At 34.7% G+C, this 2,532-nt stretch carries 3 protein-coding genes and 1 pseudogene; 1 reads left to right on the top strand and 3 read right to left on the bottom strand.

Translation table 11 applies throughout. The annotated features are described in order from the left end of the window. Positions 1–205: alpha/beta fold hydrolase (locus AC1DUW_RS25760; RefSeq protein WP_477643813.1), on the bottom strand; the 205-nt coding region annotated here is incomplete at its 3' end. Positions 206–362: 157 nt separating this feature from the next. Between AC1DUW_RS25760 and AC1DUW_RS25755 the strand changes: the two genes are divergently transcribed. Then, complete coding sequence (locus AC1DUW_RS25755; protein WP_053346009.1) at positions 363–800, top strand: hypothetical protein; 438 nt, start codon at positions 363–365, stop codon at positions 798–800. Positions 801–866: 66 nt separating this feature from the next. Here AC1DUW_RS25755 and AC1DUW_RS25750 read toward each other — a convergent pair whose 3' ends face one another. Together AC1DUW_RS25750 and AC1DUW_RS25745 are read right to left on the bottom strand one after the other, a co-directional pair. Then, positions 867–1,625, bottom strand: a complete 759-nt coding sequence (locus AC1DUW_RS25750) for an alpha/beta fold hydrolase (RefSeq protein WP_477643814.1) — start codon at positions 1,623–1,625, stop codon at positions 867–869. Between the two features lie 264 nt (positions 1,626–1,889). Continuing rightward, a pseudogene (locus AC1DUW_RS25745) lies at positions 1,890–2,043 on the bottom strand (IS5/IS1182 family transposase); the annotation flags it as partial. Positions 2,044–2,532 lie beyond the last annotated feature (489 nt).

Genomic DNA, 2,532 nt, shown 5'->3' with positions numbered 1-2,532 from the left:
CAATAGAATATGGCTGTTCAGGCTTACTGCTCTTACCAACACCACGATTATCAAAAACGATTACTTTAAAGCGCTTAGCTAAAGTGGGCAACGTTCTATGCCAGGATAAAGAGTTATAGCCGAGCCCCATAATCAACAATAAAGGATCACCTTGTCCGTGAACCTCATAGTAAAGGCTTTCATTGTTATGATTTACGAATGGCATGAAAATACCTCTTTTCTGTAATTAATATGTTAATCATTATATATGATTCTATTATGTGATCGCACCAAATATTTCAAAAATTGCTAATTGACTAAAATCCTATACTACATTACGCTTAATCTGGACACCATAGGGGTTAGTAGATTAGGAGAATAGAATGCCAGGTATGGAAAATGAGACATATATTGAATATAAAAAGCTTGAAGAAGAGTGGAATAAACATATTAAACAGACGGCAAATTGCGAACGATTCGTATTGCTGGTAGAAGAGTTAGTAGGGTCACACCTAAACCAAGTCCAGGACCAAAGAGCCATTATTAAATATTGGTTGGACTTCATGAATTACATGAGTAAAGAAGAGATAGTCAATGTTGCTAAGCATTATATTATGAATGAAACTAAACTAGATCATTTAGATGACATAACATACAACATATCAAAAAAATGGAATGAAAAAGGTAACTTCACTTCCTTGAAAGAAGTATTGAATGAGATGAGTCTTGTACTTAAAGAAAGTCGTATGGAAATGATGAATAATGAAATCAATAATTTAAAGGATGAGCTAAAAGAGGTAAAGTTGCTCTTTGTAAAGTGACGCAAACTTGCCAGTTCCAAAGGAAACAATTAAAGAATGTAGAGGGAAGGATGAACTCCTTCCCATTTATCCAGCTTTTTCAGTCAGTCCGTTTTCATTTAAAAAGTGACGCAATGTRTGATTGAATTTTTCCGTWACTTCAAGYTTWGCAATATGYCCTGATTTYTKRARAATAACTAAWTYAGARTTAGGGATTWGYTCGTGCATAAGRATCTGTATCCAAACTGGGATTATTGAATCATATTGACAACCAATAACAAGTGTAGGAACCTTTATTTCTGGCAACAAAGAGCGATTATCGACCTCAAGGCATGCTTCCATAGATTTTACATAACCTTCTTTGTTTGGTTTRTAAAACTTGWAGAACKCWTCCAWRTTCTCCTGTTTCCAAGAGTATAAACAAGTTTTGGCAGCCATTAATTTTTGCTCCTCGGAAGACAAYAAGAGTGCYCKTGCCTTTCGAACAGGGAAAAASAWTGTTCTWAAYTGWRCTGGRGCATGATAAAACGTACTGACTARAATTAARGATAGGCATCTYTCTGRTGCTTGCCGATAAATTTCCTGTACTACAATACCCCCCATTGACATTCCACAAATGTGWGCGCTTTCTATTTTTAATTCATCAAGTAAGGACAAAATATCCTTCGCGAAATTTTTAATCGTTATTCCGTCCATTCTTGGATTATTGCCATGACCTCTTAAATCAGGAACAATCAGGTCATACTGATCTGCTAATTCAAACTGTTTTTCCCAACCTTCCTTTATTTCACCAAGTCCATGAATGAGAACTAAAGGTTCGCCATTGCCAGTACGCAAATAGGGCATTTCGTCTTCACTAACAGCTGTCGTTTTCACATTCAAAACCTCCTTAACTTGTTTTAATAGAGTTTCCATAATTACGGATGGTTAATCACTTGTAATTGAGTGTTTAATAATTGTTTCTATAATCTTTTGCCTTCATTCCGGTAAGAGTTTTATATTGTGCAGTTGTACGGTCTCTCGCTCAAAATGTGAGGCATCTAAAAGAACTAAACCCTCTTCATAAAAGGAATGGAGTCCTGCAAGTTTTCTAGCATATTATTTCTAAGATTTCTTGACTAAACGGGAATAGGAAGCAACGGAGGATGTATATCAGAAACGTGATTGTTACATCGCAGCGAAAGTTAAGGTCATGTTTTAATCTTTTTATCAAGTCCTTGATAGTAGGGAGGCGCTCGACAATCCTTTCGAACAAAGAATATATCTTCCAGCATAGTTCAAATCTAAAATAACTATTTTGAAATGTAAGGCGAAATAATATCCAGTCTTAAAAAGTAGGACTCCTGAATACCCTAAAGCTTCTTTGTTTTATATTACGTGTTGGGAGTCACTACTGTTCTAAATGGACGTGRATTATAAATTCATTCAATTTACCTAAAGATATGCTGAATTGCCTTAAAGTCATAAAGTGATGATTAGGGTTATTTTAATAAGTTTAATAAAGGCAAAAATGTCAACGAATAAACGTTAAAGTACGACTTTTCTCTTAATGAACCGATGATTTTGTCCCCCGATGTTGTTCAAATAATTTTATTTCCCCTCAAAGCCGTGAAAAGAATGATATTCTTTGCACATATTCAGCTATTTAATTTCTAATCATGCAAAAAAACTCACTCAATTCGAATGAGTTTTTGATTATGTAAAATAACTTCCGTGCTCCTTCTGTAACTGTTTAAAAGGAACGGATTGGGTG

It is taken from the genome of Peribacillus sp. P4_C12 (assembly GCF_056402095.1).
This window is presented reverse-complemented; position numbering and strand designations above follow the sequence as displayed.

Excerpts from the sequence above, each read along its gene's own strand:
- AC1DUW_RS25755 (WP_053346009.1), top strand. The coding sequence starts at position 363 with ATGCCAGGTATGGAAAATGAGACATATATTGAATATAAAAAGCTTGAA.